Origin of the sequence: Lactobacillus corticis, assembly GCF_018327645.1 — a bacterium.
GTDB lineage: Bacteria > Bacillota > Bacilli > Lactobacillales > Lactobacillaceae > Lactobacillus > Lactobacillus corticis.
Genome location: NZ_BMAY01000001.1, coordinates 232,684 through 254,815 on the forward strand (window position 1 = coordinate 232,684; position 22,132 = coordinate 254,815).

A 22,132-nucleotide genomic window follows, 5' to 3' on the forward strand; every position below is an offset into this window, starting at 1 on the left:
GTATAAGCCAGAAGACCAAAATATCAAAGTGGTTCAAACGCTTTTTTGAAAAAACGTAACATAAAAAAACCTCATAGATAAGTCTATGAGGTTTTTTATTAGTTGGTTGAATTATTTGGTAATGTTTTTGGTCTGGCCCACAAAGAACTCGATCCGGCGGTGCAGGTTCGTAAATTCAACTGGGCAATAACCGCCAATTTCGCCATCCAGGTTAACTGGCAAAGGCTTATCAGCACTTTCACCGATCAATTCAACTTTCAAATTTTTCGTTTTGGTATAGATGATATTTGGATCATCAACGTGCCGGCCGTTTAATGCTAGGGCCATAAGTCGCAGCAGGTTGGCTGGGTCAGCTGGCTTAACAACAATTAATTGGAATAAACCATCCGACAATTGGGCATCTGGCATGATTTGTTCAAAGCCCCCAATGGAATTGGTCATTCCCAGCAGGAACATGGACAGCTTGCCTTCATAAACCCCTTCATCATAGGTCAACCGCATATGATTTTCGGTCAAATGTGGCAGCATCTCAGCTCCCTTGATTAAGTAGGCACTGTAACCCAAAGCAGACTTAATTTCCGATGGAACTCCGTAGGTAAGTTCAGTTAAAGAACCACCCGCTGCAATGTTGACAAAGTAATTGTCATGATCCTGAAAAGCAGCTTTACCAATATCCATCTTCAAAGTGTGCTGATCTAAAACTACGCGCGCCGCCTTAACGGGATCATCGCGCGGAATGCCCAAGGCCCGAGCGAAGTCATTGGTCGTGCCGGCCGGAATAATCGCTACTTTAGGCGGATTTTCTAAAAAGGCCAAGCCATTAACCACTTCGTTAATGGTCCCATCCCCACCAGCAGCAACAACTAGTTCAAAACCAGCTTCCGCAACCCGCGTGGCTTCATTTTTCGCACTATTTTCTTCAGGCGTGGTTCTAAAAGCACTAGCTTCATAGCCTGCTTGTTCTAACACATCCAAGATGTCAGCCACTGCTTTAGGCATTTGTTCGTGGCCGGATACAGGATTATAAATTAATCTTGCCTTGCGCGTCATTATCTTAACCTCTAACGACTTTGTAATTCCTTGTTGAGCAACTTGTTAACTACAACTGGGTTGGCCTTGCCGCGAGTTTGCTTCATAATTTGGCCAACTAAGAAACCGATTGCCCGGTCCTTACCATTCTTGAAGTCTTCAACAGATTGTGGATTATTGTCAACAACTTCTTTAACCATTGGTGCCAAAACAGATTCATCTGATAATTGAACCATGCCTTTAGCTTCAACAAATTCCTTTGGATCCGTGCCGTTTTCTACGGTTTCAGCAAAGACCTTCTTGGCAATCTTGGATGAAATCGTCCCATCCTTGATCAACTTGATCATCTTGGCCAAGTTTTCAGGAGTCAGCTTGATATCAGCAAGTTCAACCCGGTGATCGTTCAAGTAACCATTAACTTGCGTGTTCATCCAGTTGGCAGCCAAAGTTGGGTCAGCCCCAGCGGCTACTGCTCGGTCAAAGAAGTCGCTGCTTTCCTTGGTTTGCAGCAAAACGTTTGCGTCATATGGCTTAATGCCAAATTCGTTAACGTATTGGTCAAACCGTGCTTCGGCACTCTTTGGCAGACCAGCAGCAATTTCATCAATCCATTCCTGCTTAATGTGGTATGGCGCAATGTCTGGTTCTGGGAAGTAACGATAATCGGCATCGCCTTCCTTAACCCGTTCCAAGACCGTCTTACCAGTCGCTTCATCAAACCGTCTGGTTGACATTTGAACCCGGCCACCTGAGAGCAGGACTTGTTCTTGTCGCTTTTCTTCATAGGCCAAAGAACGACGAACGTGGTCAAATGAGTTCAAGTTCTTCATTTCGACCTTGGTTCCTAATTCTTTTTGACCGGCTGGGCGAATGGAAATGTTGGTGTCAACCCGCATTGACCCCTCTTCCATCTTAACGTCAGAAGCGCCCGTGAATTGAACGATCTTCCGCAATTTTTCGAGGTAGGCGTAACCTTCTTCAGGAGTTTCGATATCTGGTTCAGAAACTACTTCCAGTAGGGGAACGCCTTGCCGGTTCAAGTCGACATAGGAGAAACCATTGGTGCCGTGAGTGTTCTTACCGGCATCTTCTTCGATGTGCATTTCGTGGATTCCGATCCGCTTTTTCTTGCCACCGACTTCAATTTCAACATAACCATCATGAGCTAATGGTTGGAAGAATTGGGTAATCTGGTAAGCCTTTGGTGAGTCTGGGTAGTAGTAGTTCTTCCGGTCAAAGTGCGTAACTGGCGAAACCGTTGAGTGGGTAGCTAAAGCTACCATGATGCCCAAACGATAAACTTCCTTGTTAACCGTTGGCAAAACGCCAGGATAACCCCAGTCAATAACATTGGTTGCAGTGTTTGGCTTAGCCCCGTAAGTTACTGGTGATGGAGAGAAAATTTTACTCTTAGTCTTCAACTCAAAGTGGACTTCGAAGCCAATCGTTGATTTAAAATTCATTCAGTTAGTCCTCCATTCCAGCTGGTTTTTGTTCATAAAACTTGTTATTGCGTTCAACAAAGTCAGCAACCTTGAAGACGTTGCCTTCATCAAAACGCTTAGCCATAATTTGCAAACCGACTGGCATGCCATCTGACAAGCCGGCAGGAACGCTGGCTGCTGGCAAACCGGCCAAGTTAGCGGAAATGGTCAAAATGTCGTTGTTGTACATCTTAATTGGGTCAGAAATTTCTTCGCCAATTCCGAAGGCCGTTGTCGTCGTAGTTGGCCCAACAACCACGTCATTTTCTTCCCAAATCTTGTCAAAGTCTTGGCAAATCAAGGTTCTAACCTTGGAAGCTTGTCTGAAGTAAGCATCATATGAACCAGCTGACAAAGTAAATGAACCTAGCATGATCCGCCGCTTTACTTCATCGCCAAAGCCTTCTGACCGACTCTTTAGGTAGACATCCAACAAGTTCTTGGCATCCTTAGCCCGATAACCATAACGAATCCCATCAAACCGTTGCAAGTTAGATGAAGCTTCACTGGAAGCGATGATGTAGTAAGTAGGTACCACGTATTTGGTATGTGGCAAGGAAACTTCGTTGATAATTGCTCCAGCTGCCTTTAAAGCGTCAATTTGGCTTTGAACCGCAGCCTTGACGCCTTCATCAACGGCATCGCTCATGTATTCCTTTGGCACCGCTACGCGCAAGCCCTTGACGTCTTGGCCTAAAAACTTGGTGTAGTCAGGTACGGCCTTTTCGGAAACAGTTGAGTCGCGTTCGTCGTAACCAGCAATTACGTTCAACACTTCAGCTGAGTCCTTAACCCGCTTGCTCATAACGCCAATTTGGTCTAAGGAAGAACCAAAGGCAATCAAGCCCCACCGTGATACGCGGCCAAAAGTAGGCTTAATGCCAAAAATTCCGTTAAAAGCTGCTGGCTGACGAATTGAACCACCGGTATCAGAACCAAGGGCAGCAACTACTTGACCGCTGGCAACGGCAGCAGCAGAACCACCGGATGAACCACCAGGTACTTTGTCCAGATTCCATGGGTTGTGGGTTGCACCATAGTATGAGTGTTCAGTTGAAGAACCCATGGCAAATTCATCCATGTTCGTCTTACCCACAAAAACTGCTTGCGCCGCCTTTAATTTTTCAATAACTGTCGCGTCATAAACTGGCACAAAGTTGTCCAAAATGTGGCTGGCAGCGGTCGTCAACATCCCGTCGATCACAATATTATCCTTGATCCCAATCGGAATCCCGGCTAATTTGCTCTTCTTAAAGTCCAAATCAGCTGCTGGTTTAGCATCTTCATCCACCGTAATCCAGGCATTCAGCTTTTGGTCGGTTTGCTTGATGTTGGCAATGGTTTCTTTGGTTAAGTCCGTTGCTGACAATTCGCCAGCAGCAAGCTTTTTATTTAATGAGTCAATCGTTTCGTTTAAGTAATTCATTAATCGTTATCGTCCTTATCAATAATTACTGGAACCTTGATGAAGCCGTTAGCCTTTTCAGGTACATTCTTCATCATTACATCACGGTCAGTTGGCTTGGCAGGTACGTCTTCTCTGAAAGTCGTATCACGGTCAACAACTTGTACAGTTTCAGGCACGCCTTCAGTATCAACTTCCGCCAATTGGTGGGCCATATTGATAATGTCACCCATTTGACTGGTGAATTTGCTTAATTCTGCGTCATCGAATTCAAGCCGTGACAGATTTGCTACGTGCTTGATCATGTCTTCTGTGACTTTTTCCACTCTGTAATCCTCCTATTCGCCGCCATAAATATGAACATGGTAGGTACTGCTTGATGAATTTTTATAAACTACCGCCTCAGTATCATTGGCTGTGGCGATGGTGATTTCAACTGCCGGAGCAGCCGAAAGATACTTCTTGGCATCTTGCTGTACCAGCTGGGCAAAACTCTTAACTTGTTCATAGCCATAGAACTGAGTTGTAATTTGGATATTTTCTTGGACCAGCTTCTTATCTTCATACCGCAGTTTGCCAATGATCCCTGAAACATTCGGGAAGTAATTTTGGACGGCTGATTTGAAATTAGAAAAACTAGTCTCATCACTGCTGTTATAAGCTGATTCATCATCAACTGTCGGCAAAACTTGCCATTTTTGCGAAACAGTAGTCCATTTAGTTATTTTACTACTATTAGCACTTGCTGTCCCGTAAGCAATGAAAGTTCCTCCAACTAAGGAGTTTTTATCGGTCTTGGAGAAAATACCAATCGTGATTGGGATATTCTTCAATTTCTTCTTGGCCCGCAAACGCTTAACAATCGTGTTGGCATACTGCTTGCCGTAAGACAATTGTTCTGCCTTCGAAATCGACGTTTCATAAGTTGCGCCGTTAGTGGTCTTTTGGTAGTAGTCGGTTGAATTCATTGCTAACCCTAATGACATGCCGGCTAATTTATAGCTTTGACCCGATCCGGTCAGAAAGTCATTTTCTTCGATTTCTTCAAGTCTTACTGGGTTACGGGTGTTGGTTCCGGTTTTCCCATTATTTTTCGGATTCAAACCCGTCTTGTTGCTCTTGGAATAGCGTCCTAACCAATTGCCCACCGTCGTTGAATCCAGATATTGTCCTTCTTGGAAAACATAATTCTTAGGTGAGAATACCTTCTCGGAAATCTCAACCAGCCCCCGCTGGAATTCCCGTTCATCCACGGAGTTGTCATTATCGGTAGCCGTTAGACCTGAAATCTCACTAGTTAAATACTTGCCATTTTTCAAAAGGACAGTATAACCATTGGAATCCGTTCCCGTCGTTTGATAACGCTTGGTTTTGGTAGTTGTCGTGGTGGAATTGGAAGACAAGTCAGAATTTTTCAAATTCCCACAGGCGCTTAAAGTCAGCATAGCCCCTGCAATTGCTAAGATTTTGATGTATTTTTTCACGATCATGATCCCTTTTTACTCTATTTCGGCGATTGCCTCTTCCTCGGTCAAAAGCGGTATGCCCAGGCTTTGGGCTTTGGCATACTTTGACCCAGCATCGGCGCCATACACAACATAGTCGGTTTTCTTCGACACAGACCCCGTAACCTTAGCTCCCAAAGCTTGCAACTTCTTGGTAAATTCACTGCGGCTGTAATGTTCCAACTTGCCAGTCAAAACCACCGTTTTATCTTTAAAGAAATTATCAGGAGCTTCTGCCGGTTCCGGTTCACCCAAATATTCCATATTGACCCCAGCATCGACCAATTCTTGGATCAATTTCTGTGCTTCAGGCTGACTAAAGTAAGCGGTCAAGCTTTCAGCAATCGTTGTTCCTATTGTATCGATCGCAGCGATTTCTTGCACGCCTTGATCCATAATCTTAGGGAGATTTTTAAATTTCTGACTAATCAGCCGCGCAGCTTTAGCCCCAACGTGATCGATTCCTAAGCCGGTCAAAAGCAATTCTACCGAATTACCCTTGGACCGTTCAATTGCATTCAGCAAGTTGGAAATTGCCTTATCTTTGAAGTGATCAAGTTGGGCTAAATCATCGCTGGTCAAATAGTACAAATCAGCCACGTTATGAACCAGGTCCTTGGCAATCAGCTGCCGGACGATTTTAGGTCCTAAGCCCGCAATATTCATCGCCGGCCGAGAGGCAAAGTGAGTAATGCCTTCCTCAACCTGGGCAGGACAAGAAGGATTAATGCAGCGCAGGGCAACTTCGCCGTCGAGGTGGACCAGCTTTTGCCCACAAGATGGGCAGGTGGTAGGAATTTCATAAGGCACTGAACTAGCAGGCCGTTTAGCTAACACCACTTCTGAAATTTCAGGAATAATGTCACCAGCTTTATGCAATTTAACCGTATCGCCAAGCCGAACGTCCTTTTGTTTAAGCAGGTCGGGGTTATGCAAAACCGCCCGAGCCACAGTCGTGCCGGCTAATTCGACCGGATCCATGACGGCCGTTGGCGTTACCGCACCAGTTCGGCCGACCGTCCACACGATGTCTCTGACAATGGTTTCTTGTTCTTCTGGTGGGAATTTGTAAGCAATCTCCCAGCGCGGAACTTTGACCGTCGCCCCTAGCTGATTCTGCAGGGCCAAGTCGTCTACTTTGAGCACAATACCATCAATGCCATAAGGCAAACTGTTGCGCTTTTCAGTGTATTCATCGATAAAGGCGAAAATCTCCTCCATCGTCGCCAAGCGCCGACCGGTTTCATTAGTATGAAAGCCCAGTTTGGCCATAGCAGCAATTGCCTGGTGCTGACTGGTAATATCTTCTGGAGGATTGACCCAAGTGTAGATAAAGGTACTTAAAGAACGTTTTTTGGTTACTTTGGGATCTAATTGACGCAAACTTCCGGCAGCCGCATTTCGCGGATTGGCAAAATTGCTTAGTCCTTGTTCATCCCGTTCACGGTTCAATTTTAAAAAGGCATCCTTGCCCATGTAGCACTCGCCCCGAACCTCTGTAGTCAAAGGCTGCGGCAAAGTTTGGGGCACATCCTTAATGTATTTGACGTTAGCCGTGACGTCTTCGCCCACGGTTCCGTTGCCACGCGTCGAAGCGCGCACTAGCTTGCCTTCACGATATTCCAGCGAGAGCGATAAACCGTCAATTTTTAGCTCTACATTGTAAACCACCGGTTGACCAGCGAGCTTTTGCATCCGTTCGTCAAACTCACGCAATTCCGCTTTTGAGAAGACATCCCCCATTGAAAGCATCGGAATCTCATGCGTAACCTTGGTGAGTTCCGTATTTAAATCGCCCCCAACTCGCTGAGTAATGGAGTCAGGCGTAACTAATTGCGGAAATTGTTTTTCAAGTTCAACCAAACGCTGATAAGCTTGGTCATAAACATTATCTTCTACTTCTGGGCTGTCTTTCGTGTAATAAGCATCGGCCCATTCATCCAGCTGCTTGCGGAGCTTTTCAACCTCGCTTTGAGCTTGCTCTAGAGTTACGATTGCCATATTATTCCTCCCAAGATTGGGTTAAATCTTAGTAATTGGAGCAAAAGCTGCCAGAAGCCGCTTAATGCCCTTTTCTTTAAATGCAATATCCAGCTCCATATCTTCACCAGTGCCGCTAACCTTGGTAACTACGCCAACGCCCCAGGCCTTATGCTGAACCTGGTCGCCCACATGCCAGCCGTGTTTTTCGGCCCCCACGGCACCTTTGGCCTTTTTAGGCGTAAAGACTTCAGCCCGCGCCCGCTCTTCGCGTCGCGCAAACGGTGCATTCGTCCGTTTAAAGGCTGGGCCTAAAACGTTGCCGGCATTCGGATTGATCTGCTCTAAGTCATCAGGTGAAATTTCATCCAAGAAACGGGAAGGCGGATTATTTTGCATGCGCCCAAACATCATTCTCGAGTAGGCATTGGTCAAATATAGCTGCTCGCGGGCCCGAGTAATGCCCACGTAAGCTAACCGCCGTTCTTCTTCAAGCTGGTCTTCATCCATCATCGCCCGAGAAAGCGGGAAGAGGCCATCTTCCATGCCCACTAAAAAGACTACCGGAAATTCTAGACCTTTAGCAGCGTGCAGGGTCATCAAGGCCACTTGATTGCCATCGTCATTCAGATCATCTTGGTCGCTTAACAAAGAGACCTCTGCTAAAAAGTCACTCAAGGCAGAACTGGTTTCATCTTCAGGCTCATAATGGTCATCAAAGCGCTTAGTAACCGATAAGAATTCGTCCAGGTTTTCCAAACGGGTATCGGCTTCAATAGTATGTTCATTTTTCAGCGCCTCGGTGTAGCCGAAATCTTCCAAGATTTTTTCCGTTAAGCCCGTTACCGAATGGTCACGCGCAAAATCAATCGCATCGCCCAAATTATGACCGAACTCGCTCATTTTGGCGCCAGCTCGGGCATTGACGTTAGAAGAAGCCACATTCTTCAAGGCATCGAGCATGCTGAAGTGGTTTAAATCTGCAAACTGCAGCAAGCGTTCAACACTGGCAGCCCCAATTCCGCGTTTAGGCGTATTGATAATGCGGTTTAGGCTCATCGTATCGTTGGGATTAGCTACCAGTTTCAAATAGGCCATAATGTCCTTAATTTCTTTCCGGTCGTAGAACTTATGACCACCCACAATTTGGTAAGGGACATTAGCTTTAACAAAGCCTTCTTCGACGGTTCGGGACTGGGCATTAGTCCGGTAAAGAACCGCAAAATCGCGATATTGGCGTTGACCTTTTTCCACCGCTTCTTGGACTTTAGAAATAATAAAGTGGGCTTCATCATCGCCGCTTTGCGCTTGGTAATACACAATCTTCTGGCCATCGCCTTGGTCGGTCCACAAGTTTTTCGCCTTGCGGTTTTGATTGTTTTTAATTACCGAATTGGCCGCATTCAAAATATGGCCGGTCGAGCGGTAATTTTGTTCCAATTTAACCGTCTTGACCCCATCATGCTGGTAGTCGTTTTCAAAGTTCATGATATTTTCCATGTTGGCACCGCGCCAGCCGTAAATTGACTGGTCGGCATCCCCAACCACGCAAATATTCTTATGCTTATCAGCTAAAAGATGGGTTAATTCGTACTGGGCCTGGTTAGTATCCTGGTATTCGTCAACGAGGATATATTTGAACTTATCTTGATAGTAGTCTAAAACCTCGGCCTTAGTTTTCAACAAATGGAGGGCTTGCATGATGAGATCGTCAAAGTCCATAATCTCATCTCGTTTTAAGCGTCTTTGGTATTCATGATAAATTTCTGCTGCTTTTTTCTCATATGGAGAACTCGCACTAGCACTATATTCATCTGGATCCATCAAGTCGTTTTTGGCATTTGAGATGGCACTCAACATTCCCCGCGGATCAAACATCTTAGGGTTGATATTCAATTCTTTTTCGATATGTTTGACCAAAGTCAATTGTTCAGCTGAGTCCGCAATGGAAAAGTTGCGGCTGTAGCCGATCAAATCACCATTGCGCCGCAAAATCCGCACGCACAAAGCATGGAAAGTCGACATCCAGATATTGTCCGCACTCATTCCGAGTAATTGGTGTTCCCGTTCACGCATTTCGCTGGCAGCTTTATTGGTAAAAGTAATTGCCAAAATATTCCACGGAGCTACGCCGTTTTCTTCCACTAAGTAAGCAATTCTCCGCGTTAAAACCGAAGTCTTCCCACTTCCGGCTCCTGCTACCACTAAAAGCGGACCTTCAGTAGTTTGGACGGCTTCTTTTTGCTGGGGATTCAACCCAGATAAGATCGATTCTGTAGTCATTTAGCTTCCCTTCAAAAGTTTTTTTATAAAAAATACAGCGCTACTATTATAACAAATCGCACCCATCATCTACAGAAATGAGGGGTGCGAAAAATGTTATTTATCGTACTTGGATAAATTGTATTGTTCGATCAAATTAATCAGCTTGGTAGCATAGCTCGGGTCGGTGGCGTAGCTGTCCGTCACCAAAGCCTTGGCCTGCTGCTTGTAGGTTTTAGCTGCTAGCACATCCTTATATTGATCCTTGTTCCAACTAGTTCCTTGTTCAAATAAGCGAGCATGCGCCCTGATCGCTGCTTCATAAGAATCATATATTTGGAACCGGGCCTTGACGGTTACCCACTTGCCATTGGTGTATTCTTTGGTCGACATAACCGCGGAAGTATTGGGATTGGTGCCCTTTACGCCAAACAGGTTATTGTATTTTTGGGCTAACTGGCTTTGCCCATAATTGGATTCTAGGCAAGCTTGAGCAATCGTAATACTTGGCAGCAAACTATAAGACTTATCCACCTTTTGCGCGATTGGCCCAATTTTCTTAATAAAGGCCTTACGTTGCTTAATCCGTTTAATTTCAGCATCCCTTTTGGCTTCTTGGGCCTCGCGGATGGCCTCTTGCTGAAGAGCATATCGCCGGTAATAGTGAAAGCCGACAAAAGCAATTAAGCACACAAATAAGATGACAAAAACCTTGATTACCGTTTGCGTACTTTTGGGGATCTTCATGCGACGCTTTGCCATAAAAAACTTCTTTCTTTCGTTTCTAGTCAATCTAAATTTGAAAATAGCAGACTAGCCCGAGACTGTCAATGACATTTGAAAATGCTTACTAGTCCTTAAGCTTTTCCTTTACTCGGATAGTTAACGGCGGCAATACCAAACCGCTGACCAGGCCGCTAAAAATCGATTCAAGAATGCAGTTAAAGCCTAAAGCCACCAGCAAGATCCAAATCAAGGGCAAGTTAGAATCACTATATCCTAATGCCTGCAGCAATTTGGGATTGCCTGTAAAAAAGAGCGAGGTCGTGATAATTACCAACAAGGTGTTGACCAGCGAGGCGCTTACCCCCGTCAGCCAATAAAACTTTTTGGAGACTCGCTGCCCCACCCAGCCACTAATCCAGCCGGCAGCCAGCCGTGGCAAGAGGGCAATAACGGGATTTTGAAACAGCAACAAACTGACCAGGCTGCTGGGTCTGGTATAAGCATTGATCAAACTTAAAATTCCCCACACAAGGCCAAAACCGCACCCGGCCTTAGGCCCCATCAAGGTTGCATAGACAGCCACCGTTAACGGGATCGTGGTCACTTGCGGCAAGCCTGGCAGAATTTGAATATTGCCAATATTAGGGACTAAATCTTGCAGCAGCAAAATCCCTAAAAAGATGGCCGTAATGGTCAGGTTCAAGGTCTTATTACGTGTCATTATTTTCCTCTTCTGATTGATTTAAATAAAAAAAGAAGCCGCTGATGCGACTTCCTTGCTTAGTGCGGGCGAGAAGACTCGAACTTCCACGATCTAAAAGCGATCACAAGATCCTTAGTCTTGCGCGTCTGCCATTCCGCCACGCCCGCGCGACATTAATTATAATACCGCAGCTAGTATGCTTTAGCAAGCAATTTTTCTGCAAAATATTTTTGGATAAAAATATGAAACTTCACAAAATAGTCATACTTTGTTGATAGTATAATAAAGTCATTAGATTAATTATTGATAAATTCATGATCTAGTGCAAAAGTTTATGTGTGAGGATGAATTAGAATGAGAGTTAAAAATACGGAGTTGCAAAATCGCCGCATGCGCCAATATTTTGTTGACGCTGGTCGCGACGTCATTCGTGAAGATGGTATTAGCAATTTTACGATTCGTGCGGTAGCCAGAAAGGCAGGTTACAACAGTGCGACTAGCTATAACTATTTCAGGGATGCCAAACAATTATTAGCTGTCAGTCTGCTCCATTGCGTCCGGGATTACTTCAATGAGTATCTCAAAATTATTTCAGATACTTCAGTTTCGCGGGCTGCAATTTGGCTGCGGGCTTGGAAGTGTTTCGTTTCGCGAGCATTTAATGATCAAGAGGTGTACGAATATGTTTTCTATTCACCTGAATCAGATAATGTTCTTGCTGAGCTGCCTTTTTACTACAACATTTTCCCAGACGATGAGCTGCAACAAAATCCATTAGCAGATCGGGTTATGGGAACCACTGTTGAAAGCAGAAAGAAACTCGTTTTCCAAAGCATCATGGATGATTCCGAAGTTACTCCTGAACAAAAGCAAATTATCACTACCTTCTCTTATGCGCTTGAAATGGGTATGGGACGACAAGTGATCGTTGCAAAGAAGGATCCAGATGCAATGGCTAGAGAATTCTTGCAATTTATTCTTGAATTTGGTCTCGAACACTCCAACGTCAAAGAAAGCCACCAAGAAATTTGGAACCAAGCCTTTCCTGACGATCCTGACAACTATGATAATAAATAACTATAGTTTATAAAATACCCCATAGCATTTTGTCGGGTTGTGGGGTATTTTTATGAAAAAAACTCTTGTATGTAAAGGAGAACAGAGACATGAGAGGAAAGAATTCAGATCTGCAAAATCAACGCATTCGGCAGTATTTTCTGGATGCTGGTAAGGAAGTCATTGAGAAAAAAGGAATCACTGACTTTTCAACGCGGACTGTTGCCCAATTAGCTGGTTATACTAGTGCAACCACCTATAATTACTTTAGGGATGCCAAGCAATTATTATCACTGAGCTTGGTGCACGCGGTTGCGCCCTACTTTAAATCGGTCCAACAAACCCTTCGGGCGGATGAGCCGTCACATCTTACCTGGCTTAAGGTTTGGCGTAAGTATGCCGCCATTTCTTTCAAAGAACCTGAGATTTATCAATATGTATTCTTTTCTGAACACACCCACGAAGTTTTGCAAGAAACCAGCACCTACTACACGATATTCAATGATGACGCATTAGTTTCTGATCCTAATGCTGACAAGATTTTTGCCGATACGATTGAAGCTAGAGACGCTATTTGGAAAGGGCTCTTAGCTGACGCCAAAGTAGTAGCATCCGAAGAAGATTTAGATCATTTAATGATTTTCGTGCATGCGCTAGTTACCGGCATGGGGCAACAGATTATCGCCGAAGATAGTATCAAATATCAAGACCAGTTAAACTTATTCATGAACTACCTGATCGATTATCTGTTAGCTCACACCTCTATTAAAGAGTCTAAAGAAGAACTATTAAAACTTGCCATGGCTGACTAAGCAGGCATTTACTAAAAAAATTAATCCTACGAATAAAAGCGTTGAACCAACATTATTAAATGGGGCTCAACGCTTTTATGTTTGTTTTTATTTATGTTCAACTAAACGGAGTTTTCCCCGACATTGTCCACAAACATACTTGCGCACATTAAGGCGACGAACTCGTGGATAAACTTTTCCACAATTTGTGCAGCGATAAAGATAGTGGATGCTTTTTTTCTGTCTTAAGCCAATATCTGGGGCATAACGACTGCCTCCCACCTGGGCTAATAATAGCTTGAAATCGCGATCACGATGCTGGTAACCGCCACCGGTCAGGTGCAAATGATAGTGACACAATTCATGTTTGATAATGCCCAATAAATCCTCTGGGCGCTTCAAAAAATGAGCATTAATTTCAATATTGTGGTTGTCCATCCGATAACGGCCACCGGTAGTTCTCAGGCGCTTGTTAATAATTGCCCGATGCACAAACGGCCGGTGGAAATATTCTAACGAAACCTGCTCAATTAAGGCCTGCAGCTCTTTTTGGGTCATCGGCGAATCAGCTTTTCATAGCGAGCCGCACCTTGAGGAGTTGAAATTTGGCGCTTCAGCCAAACTACTAGATTATGTTTCCAGGACTTTTTACCGTTCATCCAAGTACCGGTAAATAAGTGGATCGTCTTTGATTGGGCACTGGGATTACACAATACCCCATCTGGATAAACATGCAGCCCATATTCCAGGTGTTGCTCAAAGTTGCCCTTTTTTAAGCCATACTTTTCCACAATTTCAGTGACCGACAAACTGTTGACCCCGGCCATTTGATTTTGACTATCAAATTTAAAATCAAGATTCTGATAGTAGTTCAGAATATCTTTCATGAACTGACTCCCAGCTTCGGCACCAAAAATGGCAGCAGATAAATAGTCGGCATTTTCAAAACCGATAAAAGCGGAATCCTGCAATAAATCATCGAGCTTATCCAACACGCGCACATCGGTATCTAAATAGATGCCGCCTTGTTCATACAACACTTTGGCTCTGACATAATCTGAGACAAAGGCCCATTTTTTAGCAGCATAAGCCTGTTCGATATAGCGATTTTCGTGCATATCAAAATTATCTTCATTCCATTCGATAATTTCATAGTCGGGCAATTTTTGTCGCCAGGTTGCCAGGCACTCTTTGATGACCTTGGATTTGGGATTATGACCTACCCAAATATAATGAATTTTCTTAGGAATCATGATGAACCCTTCCCTTTGCTTTTTGCAATAACACTTTTAAATCTTGATTCAAATCGAGTTTAAAGACAAACATCAGGCCGGTGTATACCGCAATCATGACCAGCGATTTAACCGTCATGTTGAAAAAGGCTGAAGGAATAAAGTTCGGCCAAATCAAGCCCACGATGAGGGTAAGCGCCGCAATCAAGACGTAGTATGGCACATCGTGGAAAGTGTAACGGAAATCAAAATATTGGCGCACAACGGCAACCCGCAATACTAAAACCACTACTTCGGTAACTAGAATGGCCACCATGGCACCACTGGCCCCAAAATCACGGTCTAAGAACCAGGATAAGGCAATTTCAATGATGGCCCCGACAACTACGGGGATGGCATATTCGCGATCTTTGCCGTTGGCCAGGGCAAACTGATTGGCAAACACCCCGCCGGTTGGGATCAAAACGATGGTTAGGGTGAACCAGAACATGAGCGAAGTCATGGGAAGATACTTTTCACCAAAGAAAAACGGCACAAACTGCTTGGTATTAGCCATGACGACTACCATAAACAATAGTCCCAACATGACCGTTGCTTCCAGGGATTTTTTCAGTACCGTTTTTTGCTCTTTGGCGCCTTGCGCTGCCATCTTGGGCATAATCACCAAAGAAATACTTGTAATGACCCCTAACAGCATGTTGGATATCCGCTGCGAATTGTCATAAAAAGAAACCTGGGTGGAAGTCGAAAGCCAGCCCAAAATTGGCTTATCCAGCGAGGTATAAATCTGGGTCGCAATCTGGGGAATCATTAAGGTCGCCATCGCCTTGGAAGTAGTTTTGAACTGATAAAAATGCCAAGTTGGCCGGCCCACGTAACGATGAATATCTAGCCAAAAAGCCAGCGAACCTAGCATGGTCGTAATTGACATGATTAAGAGATATTTCCACAAATCAGCTGGACTCTTAATCATGAGCAAAATTAAGACGATGCTGGTAAGCTTGACCAAGGTATTTTTTAAGACTACCCGGCCAAAATCAGCCAGCCCTTGGAAAAACCAAGAAATATCAAATTGGGATGAGATTAAAAACGGCACCATCAAAAGCAGCTGACTCCAATATTGGACTTTGAAGGCAACACAGACAAAAATCGTTAGTGCAATCGTGATGCAACCGGCAATTGCTTGATAGTACCACAAGCCCCAAAAGGCTTCCGTCAACTCTTGATCGGTCCCGAAGGTCCGCACTCGGGAAATAGTTCTTGAACCGATATAGGAAGTGGCCAAAATACACATCACCATTAAAAACTGCGTAGTATTGTTAACACTGGAGTAGATCCCATAAGTTTTTGGCCCCAATACCCGTGACAAATAAGGGACGGTAATCAAGGGGACGAGGACAATAAAAACTTGGTAGATCGCATTATAGAAAATATTTAAGAGCGTTCGCTTCACATTAAGGCCTCATCATATAATCGAATAAATTCTGGCAGTAGTCCCCCTCCACTTGTTGGGTTAACTGGCGCCAGCGCTTTCTTTCTGCCTGCCAATGGGCGGAATCCGGTTGATTAATTGCTGCCAGCACCTCAGCTTGGGAACCGGCTTTGATTCCTGGGGTAATCTCTGCGTATGGTCCCATTAATAGTCCTCGAGTTTTCTCGTACTGGTCCAAATAGTTATCAATAAAAATAATTGGCCGATCCAAGAGCAGATAATCAAAGTAAATCGAGGAGAAATCAGTCATCAAGAAATCAGTATCGCCCAAGAGTTCGTACAAGTCATAATCATGCTCATTTAGATAATCATTATTCAAAAAAGCAATATTGCTGTAATGACTGGCCAAATTATCAAATAGGCGCATCTCCCACGGATGCAGTTTGACAATCAAATAAGTGTTTTGCTCCTTGAGGGCCTGATTCAAAGCTGCTCCATCGAAATCAGCAAAAGCAAAGAAATTCCCAGCCTTAATCTGCTCCATAATATCTGCACTTTCCATCTCATAACGAAAAGTGGGCATATAAATGCCAATTTTGGCTTTAGGATCAACATTTTCTGCCTTAAACAAATCTTTTAAGAGCTCGTCTCTGCTAATAATTGGGTGTTTAAGGGCATCCAGACGAGGAAAACCAATTTTGCGGTATTTTCGGCTTTCGATTCCCATGCAGCTGGACATGAGAGTTTCATACCAGTCGCTCGACGAAGCTACACAGTCGGCCGTCGTATGCCACAGCTTTTCATTGCGTTGATTATCGCGCCGTTTAGTGTTATTGGCCATGGTCCCCATCCGCTTGAGCGGGACGCCATGCCATAATTGAATGTTGATTTGGTGTTTCTTGACCTTAAATGGTTGGTGGGTCGTAATAATCCAACGGGCGGAGGCAATCTCCTGCCAAGTAGCCCATGAAAGGTGTGAAGATGGCCATGGTTCTACTAAAACCGTCTTCATTTCAGGGTGGTTGAGCAGCATCCACTTGTAAAAGACATAGCCATTGGAGCCAGAACGACCGGCACCATTCAAAATAACTACTTTACTATCGACCATTCCGGTAAAAACACACAGGAATTTCATCCACCTTAAATAGCAGCGGAACAAGAAATTCTTCATCTAATCCCTCACATTCGTCTTATTATTTAGTCTATCTATATAGAATAACAAAAAAAGCCTGAGAGAACTCAGGCTTTAACGGGAAATTTATAAAATTTACTTTTTAACAGCTCGTTGGACTGCCTTAACAATTTCAACAATGATAATTAAGGAAACGCCAGCGGCTAAGACAACTAACCATTGTTCCCCATTCAATTCAGTGACATCGAAGAAACTAGTCATAAATGGCAATTCAACCGCAGCCATAATTAGGGCTGAAAGGACAATCGCACCATTAAACCATTTGTTGCTAAAGGTATGACTGCCGAAAATCGACCGGTGGATGTACTTGGAGTTGATCGCATGGAACAATTGAATCAAACCAAGGGTTAAGAAGGCCATCGTTAAGGCATCAGCATGTTGGAGTTTAGGACTGCCAACGTGCGGACCTACGTGCAAGCCAATCGTGTAAGCTCCCAATACCAAAGCACTTTCTAAAATCCCTTGGTAGATAATGCTGCTGGCAACGCCGCCACTAAAGAAGTTGGATTTCTTCCCCCGTGGCCGGCGCTTCATCACGCCATCTTCAACTGGTTCAACCCCCAAGGCAATTGCGGGCAGCGTATCAGTTACCAGGTTAATCCATAAAAGCTGAACTGGTTCCAAAATATCCCAGCCTAGCATAGTCATGACAAAGACGGTTAACACTTCACCGACGTTACAGCTCATCAGGTAGAGGATAGCTTTTTGAATGTTGGCAAAGACCTTCCGGCCTTGCTTGACGGCTTCAACAATCGTTGCGAAGTTGTCATCTGCTAAGACCATATCACTGGCCCCTTTGGAAACTTCCGTACCGGTAATTCCCATGCCGATTCCGATATCGGCTTGTTTCAAACTTGGAGCATCGTTCACTCCGTCACCAGTCATGGCCACAATCTTGTCATTGGCCTGCCAAGCCTTCACAATCCGAACCTTGTGTTCAGGTGAAACTCTGGCATAAACGCTATAATCAGACACATGCTTGATAAAGTAGTCGTTATCTAATTTATCAAGTTGGGCTCCCGTAATCACCCGTTCGTCATGTCCCGGTTCGACAATGCCCAAACGCTCAGCAATCGCTTGGGCAGTAACTTGGTGGTCACCAGTGATCATAATCGTGGTAATCCCGGCACCCTTAGCTTCAGCAACAGCTTGCTTGGCTTCTGGTCGTTCAGGGTCGATCATGCCGACTAAACCGGCAAAGATCAAATCTTGTTCGACATTATCAGTTGATGGATCATCATATGGTTGATCAACAATCTTATAAGCCAGACCCAAGACCCGGATAGCCTGCTTGGCAAGACTGCGGTTAACCTCTAACACATGTTGCTTGTCACTATCTGATAGTGAGACTACGCGTTTTAGCAATTCATCTGGAGCGCCCTTAACGGCAACGTAATATTGGTCGCCCATCTTATTAACGGTACTCATTAATTTACGCCCAGAATCAAATGGCACTTCTTGGACCCGCGGATATTTTGCTAAAAAGTCCTTAATTACCAAGTTATGGTCAATCCCATATTGAACCAGCGCGGTTTCAGTTGGGTCACCCAACAATTTGCCGCTTTCGTCAATAATCGTGTCGTTGGCTAAAACCATGGACATCAAAGCATGATTATCGGCACTAATGGCATCTTTGGCGGGGTGCAGCTTGTGTTCATAGTAAACTTGCTCCACCGTCATCTTATTCTGCGTCAACGTCCCCGTCTTATCAGAAGCGATAATGTCAGTAGCCCCTAAGGTTTCAACGGCTGGCAGCTTCCGCACGATTGCCCGGTGTTTGGCCATCGTCTGGGTACCCAAAGCTAAAATAATCGTTACAATTGCGGGCAAACCTTCAGGAATGGCAGCCACGGCTAAGGAAATAGCAACCAAGAACATATTGATAACTAAAGCATTGGTTGGCATAGTCCCTTGCTTAGTTAACAAACCAACTGCGAATACCACCACACAGATGACCAAGATCATGATGGTCAAAATCTTGCCCAATTGGTTCAGGTTTTCCTTTAATGGCGTACTGGTTTCATCAGCGGTGTTGATCATGTGAGCAATCTTACCCACTTCAGTGTTCATCCCGGTGCTGACCACGACCCCTTGGCCGCGTCCATAGGTGACGTTGGTACTTGAAAAGGCCATATTGACCCGGTCACCCAAAGCAACATCATCATCGGTCAGGGTATCAACTGATTTTTCCACTGGCACTGATTCACCAGTTAAAGCTGATTCTTCAATCTTTAAACTTTGCGAATCAATTAAGCGCAAGTCGGCTGGAATGACATCCCCGGCCTCCAGCATTACAATATCGCCAGGAACTACTTCTGGAGCAGGAATTTCAACCACTTTGCCATTTCGTTTAACATGGGCCGATGGCGTGGACATCTTTTTCAAAGCATCAATCGCCGCTTCAGAACGTGATTCTTGCACAACCCCTAAAATGGCGTTCAGCAAGACAACCACCATAATAATCGCGGCATCGCTCCATTCATTGGCAACTACCCCTGATAAGAAGGCAGCCACAATCAGGACAATGATCATGAAATCCTTAAACTGATCAATGAACCGACTGAATATAGTCTTCTTTTTAGCACCAGCCAATTGGTTGCGCCCGTATTTTTCCAGTCGCGCCTTGGCCTCTTGGTCGCTTAACCCGGATTGCAGCGAGGTGGATAATTCACTAGCTGTCTGGTCGGGGGTTTTATTATAGAATTTTTCCAATTTTTTACCTCCTGTAACAAAAAAGTGAGACCCAATATGCTCACGGCACATAAGTCTCACTAATTAAGACAAGCCCAGAAGTTTCCTTCGGCTGTTGAGCTTATCGCAATTTCTTGCTGTTACTCCCTTATGGTTATTCTTATTATAAAGCACTCTAGCGTTTCAGACAAGAACTAAACCAATATTTTTCATCGTTACGGATACTGAATGCAGCTACTTTTAGAATTGCTCCGAAAAAAATTTGGCTCCGATCAAGATAAATAAAACTGATAAAAAAAGGACTAAGCTTGTTCAAGTCTAATCCTTTTAAGAAGTTTATTGCTTGTAAAAATCATCAAAAATTGAAACTGGCAAATGACGCTTGTGCTTGCTCTTGTTCCACCAATTTTCAATTTTTTCAGCTGCTGCTTCGCTGACTTCCTTGCCTTCCAAGTAGTCATCGATGTCGTCGTAAGTTACCCCTAAAGCAACTTCATCCGGCAAAGCGGGACGATTATCTTCCAGATCGGCAGTTGGCTTTTTCAAGTATAAATGTTCTGGGCAGCCTAACTCCTTTAAGAGCATCTTGCCTTGGCGCTTGTCCAAACGGAAAATTGGCGTCAAATCAGCTGCTCCGTCGCCATACTTGGTGTAAAAACCAGTAATATTTTCAGCAGCGTGGTCAGTCCCGACTACTGCACCAGCATTAGCACCAGCAATCGCGTATTGCACGACCATCCGTTGACGGGCCTTAATGTTGCCTTTGTTAAAGTCAGTGATTTTCACACCGGTCTCCTCCAAAGTCTGCACTAAGGCATCCGTGCCCGCCTTGATATTAACCGTTAAGTCAACGTCGGGCTTTTGAAAGGCAACGGCATCTGCCGCATCGCTCGCATCAGCTTGTACGCCGTAAGGCAAACGCACTGCAATAAACTTGTAGTCTTGGTCGCCGGTTTCTTGGCGCATTTCGTCAATTGCCATTTGGCATAATTTACCCGTCAAAGTTGAGTCTTGACCACCAGAGATTCCCAAAACCAGTGACTTCAGACCCGGATTTGCCTGCAAATAACCCTTGATAAAGTCAATTGACTTGCGGATTTCCGCTTTCGGATCAATTTCCGGCAAAACGTGTTCGTAAGCGATAATTTCTTTTTGTAAAGGACGCATTATTCTTGACTTCTTTCCCTAATTTTAGTTCTGATTTCTTCAATCAGCTTGACTTTACTATCATACAATTCTTGCGATAAATCAACTGGATATTCTTGCGGATTTAAGCTGCGCTTATATTCATCCCACAAGCCATCCAGATTTTCCGCCGTTTGACGCTTGATCTCTTTGACATCAGGCAAATCATAAACCTGTTTGCCCGCCACAAAGATATCACGCAATAGCGGCCGGGCAGTGAAGTCCGTCACTACTTTATTAATATAGGTGTATTCTGGGTGGAACATGTATAAACTGTCCAGCTTGCGCGGGTCTTCAGTATCACGAGCGACCCAGTCACCCTCATTCTTTTTCTTAGTATTGGCAGAAATGCGCCAAACCTGCTTTTTGCCTGGAGTTGAAACTTTAATGACATTGCTGGAAATCTTCAAGGTGTCCCGCATCTTGCCATCGCTGCCTTCAATTGCCACGAGCTTATAAACGGCACCTAGAGCCGGTTGATCATAGGCCGTGATGTATTTGGTCCCGATGCCCCAGACATCGATTTTGGCGCCTTGCATCTTTAAACTAGTAATCGTATTTTCATCTAAGTCATTTGAGGCATAGATTTTGGCATTAGGGAAACCAGCCTCATCTAGTTGCTTGCGGACCCGCTTAGAAATATAAGCCATATCGCCCGAGTCGATCCGAACGCCTTGGAAATTGATCTTGTCGCCCATTTCCTTGGCGACTTTAATGGCAGTTGGTACGCCGCTTCTAATTGTGTCATAGGTGTCGACCAAAAAGACGCAATCACGGTGGGTTTCAGCATAGGCCTTGAAAGCTTCATATTCGCTGCCAAAGGCTTCTATCAAGGAGTGGGCGTGGGTACCAGAAGTCGGAATGCCAAACAGCTTGCCCGCCCGCACGTTACTGGTTGCATCAAAGCCGCCAATATAAGCAGCCCGGGTCCCCCACAAAGCCGCATCGGTTTCTTGCGCCCGCCGCGTACCAAATTCCATAATCAAGTCATCGCCAACAGCCAGGCGAATTCTGGCCGCCTTAGTCGCAAGCAAAGTATGGAAGTTGATAATGTTTAAAATTGCCGTTTCAACTAATTGGCACTGGGCTAGCGGCCCCTCAACTTGAACTAACGGCTCATTAGCAAAGACCAATTCGCCTTCACGCATTGACCGGATATTAAGCTTAAAATCAAGATTGCGCAGATAATCGATAAAATCATCGTCATAGTGCTCAGTTGCTTTTAAGTACGCCAAGTCGCTTTCTGTAAAGTGCAAACTGTTGATATAATGTACCACCCGCTCTAAGCCGGCAAAAACCGCAAAGCCGTTGCCGAAAGGCTCAGTCCGGTAATAACTTTCAAAAACAGCATTGCGGTCAGCAATGCCCTTCTTGAAATAGGTGTACATCATATTAATCTGATAGAGATCAGTATGCAGTACCAGCGAGTCGTCTGGATCGTATTCTTTATTCAACATTT

At 44.6% G+C, this 22,132-nt stretch carries 18 protein-coding genes and 1 tRNA gene; 2 read left to right on the forward strand and 17 right to left on the reverse strand.

Going from position 1 to position 22,132, the window contains the following annotated elements; all coding sequences use genetic code 11:
- Positions 1 to 111: 111 nt before the first annotated feature.
- The 10 genes from KI210_RS01035 to KI210_RS01080 all read right to left on the reverse strand — a co-directional run bounded on the left by KI210_RS01035 (position 112) and on the right by KI210_RS01080 (position 11,261).
- Positions 112 to 1,050, reverse strand: a complete 939-nt coding sequence (locus KI210_RS01035; RefSeq protein WP_212780035.1) for a diacylglycerol kinase family lipid kinase — start codon at positions 1,048 to 1,050, stop codon at positions 112 to 114.
- Positions 1,051 to 1,061: 11 nt separating this feature from the next.
- On the reverse strand, positions 1,062 to 2,492 hold the full coding sequence (gene gatB, locus KI210_RS01040; protein WP_212780036.1) for an Asp-tRNA(Asn)/Glu-tRNA(Gln) amidotransferase subunit GatB: 1,431 nt from the start codon (positions 2,490 to 2,492) through the stop codon (positions 1,062 to 1,064).
- Positions 2,493 to 2,496: 4 nt separating this feature from the next.
- Positions 2,497 to 3,939: an Asp-tRNA(Asn)/Glu-tRNA(Gln) amidotransferase subunit GatA gene (gatA, locus tag KI210_RS01045; protein WP_212780037.1), complete on the reverse strand. Its 1,443-nt coding sequence runs from the start codon at positions 3,937 to 3,939 to the stop codon at positions 2,497 to 2,499.
- Positions 3,939 to 4,223, reverse strand: coding sequence for an Asp-tRNA(Asn)/Glu-tRNA(Gln) amidotransferase subunit GatC (gene gatC / locus KI210_RS01050; RefSeq protein WP_212780083.1), 285 nt, complete (start codon positions 4,221 to 4,223; stop codon positions 3,939 to 3,941). The genes gatA and gatC overlap by 1 nt, the downstream gene beginning before the upstream one ends.
- 33 nt (positions 4,224 to 4,256) lie before the next feature.
- Positions 4,257 to 5,402, reverse strand: a complete 1,146-nt coding sequence (locus tag KI210_RS01055) for a CamS family sex pheromone protein (protein ID WP_212780084.1) — start codon at positions 5,400 to 5,402, stop codon at positions 4,257 to 4,259.
- A gap of 15 nt (positions 5,403 to 5,417) precedes the next feature.
- Positions 5,418 to 7,424, reverse strand: a complete 2,007-nt coding sequence (gene ligA, locus KI210_RS01060) for an NAD-dependent DNA ligase LigA (RefSeq protein ID WP_212780038.1) — start codon at positions 7,422 to 7,424, stop codon at positions 5,418 to 5,420.
- A 21-nt stretch (positions 7,425 to 7,445) separates the two neighbouring features.
- Positions 7,446 to 9,686, reverse strand: coding sequence for a DNA helicase PcrA (pcrA, locus tag KI210_RS01065; protein ID WP_212780039.1), 2,241 nt, complete (start codon positions 9,684 to 9,686; stop codon positions 7,446 to 7,448).
- Positions 9,687 to 9,782: 96 nt separating this feature from the next.
- Positions 9,783 to 10,427, reverse strand: a complete 645-nt coding sequence (locus tag KI210_RS01070; protein WP_212780040.1) for a glycoside hydrolase family 73 protein — start codon at positions 10,425 to 10,427, stop codon at positions 9,783 to 9,785.
- Between the two features lie 88 nt (positions 10,428 to 10,515).
- Entirely contained in the window at positions 10,516 to 11,112 is a 597-nt protein-coding gene (locus KI210_RS01075) for an ECF transporter S component (protein WP_212780041.1), read from the reverse strand.
- 63 nt (positions 11,113 to 11,175) lie between these two features.
- A tRNA-Leu gene (locus tag KI210_RS01080) sits at positions 11,176 to 11,261 on the reverse strand.
- 187 nt (positions 11,262 to 11,448) lie between these two features.
- Here KI210_RS01080 and KI210_RS01085 point away from each other — a divergent pair.
- Positions 11,449 to 12,171, forward strand: coding sequence for a TetR family transcriptional regulator (locus tag KI210_RS01085; RefSeq protein WP_212780042.1), 723 nt, complete (start codon positions 11,449 to 11,451; stop codon positions 12,169 to 12,171).
- Between the two features lie 89 nt (positions 12,172 to 12,260).
- Positions 12,261 to 12,962 (forward strand): TetR/AcrR family transcriptional regulator, encoded by a 702-nt coding sequence (locus KI210_RS01090; RefSeq protein WP_212780043.1) that lies wholly within the window; start codon positions 12,261 to 12,263, stop codon positions 12,960 to 12,962.
- An 87-nt stretch (positions 12,963 to 13,049) separates the two neighbouring features.
- Here the strand turns inward: KI210_RS01090 and KI210_RS01095 are convergent, their stop codons facing one another.
- From KI210_RS01095 to KI210_RS01125, 7 genes are all read right to left on the reverse strand, one after another.
- Positions 13,050 to 13,499, reverse strand: coding sequence for a SprT family protein (locus tag KI210_RS01095; protein WP_212780044.1), 450 nt, complete (start codon positions 13,497 to 13,499; stop codon positions 13,050 to 13,052).
- Positions 13,496 to 14,194, reverse strand: a complete 699-nt coding sequence (locus KI210_RS01100; protein ID WP_212780045.1) for a glycosyltransferase family 32 protein — start codon at positions 14,192 to 14,194, stop codon at positions 13,496 to 13,498. Before KI210_RS01100 ends, KI210_RS01095 begins: the two co-directional genes overlap by 4 nt.
- Positions 14,184 to 15,626, reverse strand: coding sequence for an oligosaccharide flippase family protein (locus KI210_RS01105; protein WP_212780046.1), 1,443 nt, complete (start codon positions 15,624 to 15,626; stop codon positions 14,184 to 14,186). The genes KI210_RS01100 and KI210_RS01105 overlap by 11 nt, the downstream gene beginning before the upstream one ends.
- Before the next feature lies 1 nt (position 15,627).
- Complete coding sequence (locus KI210_RS01110; RefSeq protein ID WP_212780047.1) at positions 15,628 to 16,776, reverse strand: CDP-glycerol glycerophosphotransferase family protein; 1,149 nt, start codon at positions 16,774 to 16,776, stop codon at positions 15,628 to 15,630.
- A gap of 96 nt (positions 16,777 to 16,872) precedes the next feature.
- Positions 16,873 to 19,560 carry a calcium-translocating P-type ATPase, PMCA-type gene (locus tag KI210_RS01115; protein WP_212780048.1) on the reverse strand — a complete coding sequence of 896 codons (2,688 nt, stop codon included), beginning with the start codon at positions 19,558 to 19,560 and terminating at the stop codon, positions 16,873 to 16,875.
- A 264-nt stretch (positions 19,561 to 19,824) separates the two neighbouring features.
- Positions 19,825 to 20,655, reverse strand: coding sequence for an NAD(+) synthase (gene nadE / locus KI210_RS01120; protein ID WP_212780049.1), 831 nt, complete (start codon positions 20,653 to 20,655; stop codon positions 19,825 to 19,827).
- The gene (locus tag KI210_RS01125; protein WP_212780050.1) at positions 20,655 to 22,130 is read right to left on the reverse strand and encodes a nicotinate phosphoribosyltransferase; all 1,476 of its coding nucleotides are present in this window, start codon (positions 22,128 to 22,130) and stop codon (positions 20,655 to 20,657) included. The genes nadE and KI210_RS01125 overlap by 1 nt, the downstream gene beginning before the upstream one ends.
- Positions 22,131 to 22,132: the final 2 nt, after the last annotated feature.

Bases quoted from the DNA above. Each gene is read 5' to 3' on its own strand.
- KI210_RS01035 (WP_212780035.1), bottom strand. From the start codon at position 1,050: ATGACGCGCAAGGCAAGATTAATTTATAATCCTGTATCCGGCCACGAA.
- gatB (WP_212780036.1), bottom strand. From the start codon at position 2,492: ATGAATTTTAAATCAACGATTGGCTTCGAAGTCCACTTTGAGTTGAAG.
- gatA (WP_212780037.1), bottom strand. From the start codon at position 3,939: ATGAATTACTTAAACGAAACGATTGACTCATTAAATAAAAAGCTTGCT.
- gatC (WP_212780083.1), bottom strand. From the start codon at position 4,223: ATGATCAAGCACGTAGCAAATCTGTCACGGCTTGAATTCGATGACGCA.
- ligA (WP_212780038.1), bottom strand. From the start codon at position 7,424: ATGGCAATCGTAACTCTAGAGCAAGCTCAAAGCGAGGTTGAAAAGCTC.
- pcrA (WP_212780039.1), bottom strand. From the start codon at position 9,686: ATGACTACAGAATCGATCTTATCTGGGTTGAATCCCCAGCAAAAAGAA.
- KI210_RS01070 (WP_212780040.1), bottom strand. From the start codon at position 10,427: ATGGCAAAGCGTCGCATGAAGATCCCCAAAAGTACGCAAACGGTAATC.
- KI210_RS01075 (WP_212780041.1), bottom strand. From the start codon at position 11,112: ATGACACGTAATAAGACCTTGAACCTGACCATTACGGCCATCTTTTTA.
- KI210_RS01085 (WP_212780042.1), top strand. From the start codon at position 11,449: ATGAGAGTTAAAAATACGGAGTTGCAAAATCGCCGCATGCGCCAATAT.
- KI210_RS01090 (WP_212780043.1), top strand. From the start codon at position 12,261: ATGAGAGGAAAGAATTCAGATCTGCAAAATCAACGCATTCGGCAGTAT.
- KI210_RS01095 (WP_212780044.1), bottom strand. From the start codon at position 13,499: ATGACCCAAAAAGAGCTGCAGGCCTTAATTGAGCAGGTTTCGTTAGAA.
- KI210_RS01100 (WP_212780045.1), bottom strand. From the start codon at position 14,194: ATGATTCCTAAGAAAATTCATTATATTTGGGTAGGTCATAATCCCAAA.
- KI210_RS01110 (WP_212780047.1), bottom strand. From the start codon at position 16,776: ATGAAGAATTTCTTGTTCCGCTGCTATTTAAGGTGGATGAAATTCCTG.
- KI210_RS01115 (WP_212780048.1), bottom strand. From the start codon at position 19,560: ATGTGCCGTGAGCATATTGGGTCTCACTTTTTTGTTACAGGAGGTAAA.
- nadE (WP_212780049.1), bottom strand. From the start codon at position 20,655: ATGCGTCCTTTACAAAAAGAAATTATCGCTTACGAACACGTTTTGCCG.
- KI210_RS01125 (WP_212780050.1), bottom strand. From the start codon at position 22,130: ATGTTGAATAAAGAATACGATCCAGACGACTCGCTGGTACTGCATACT.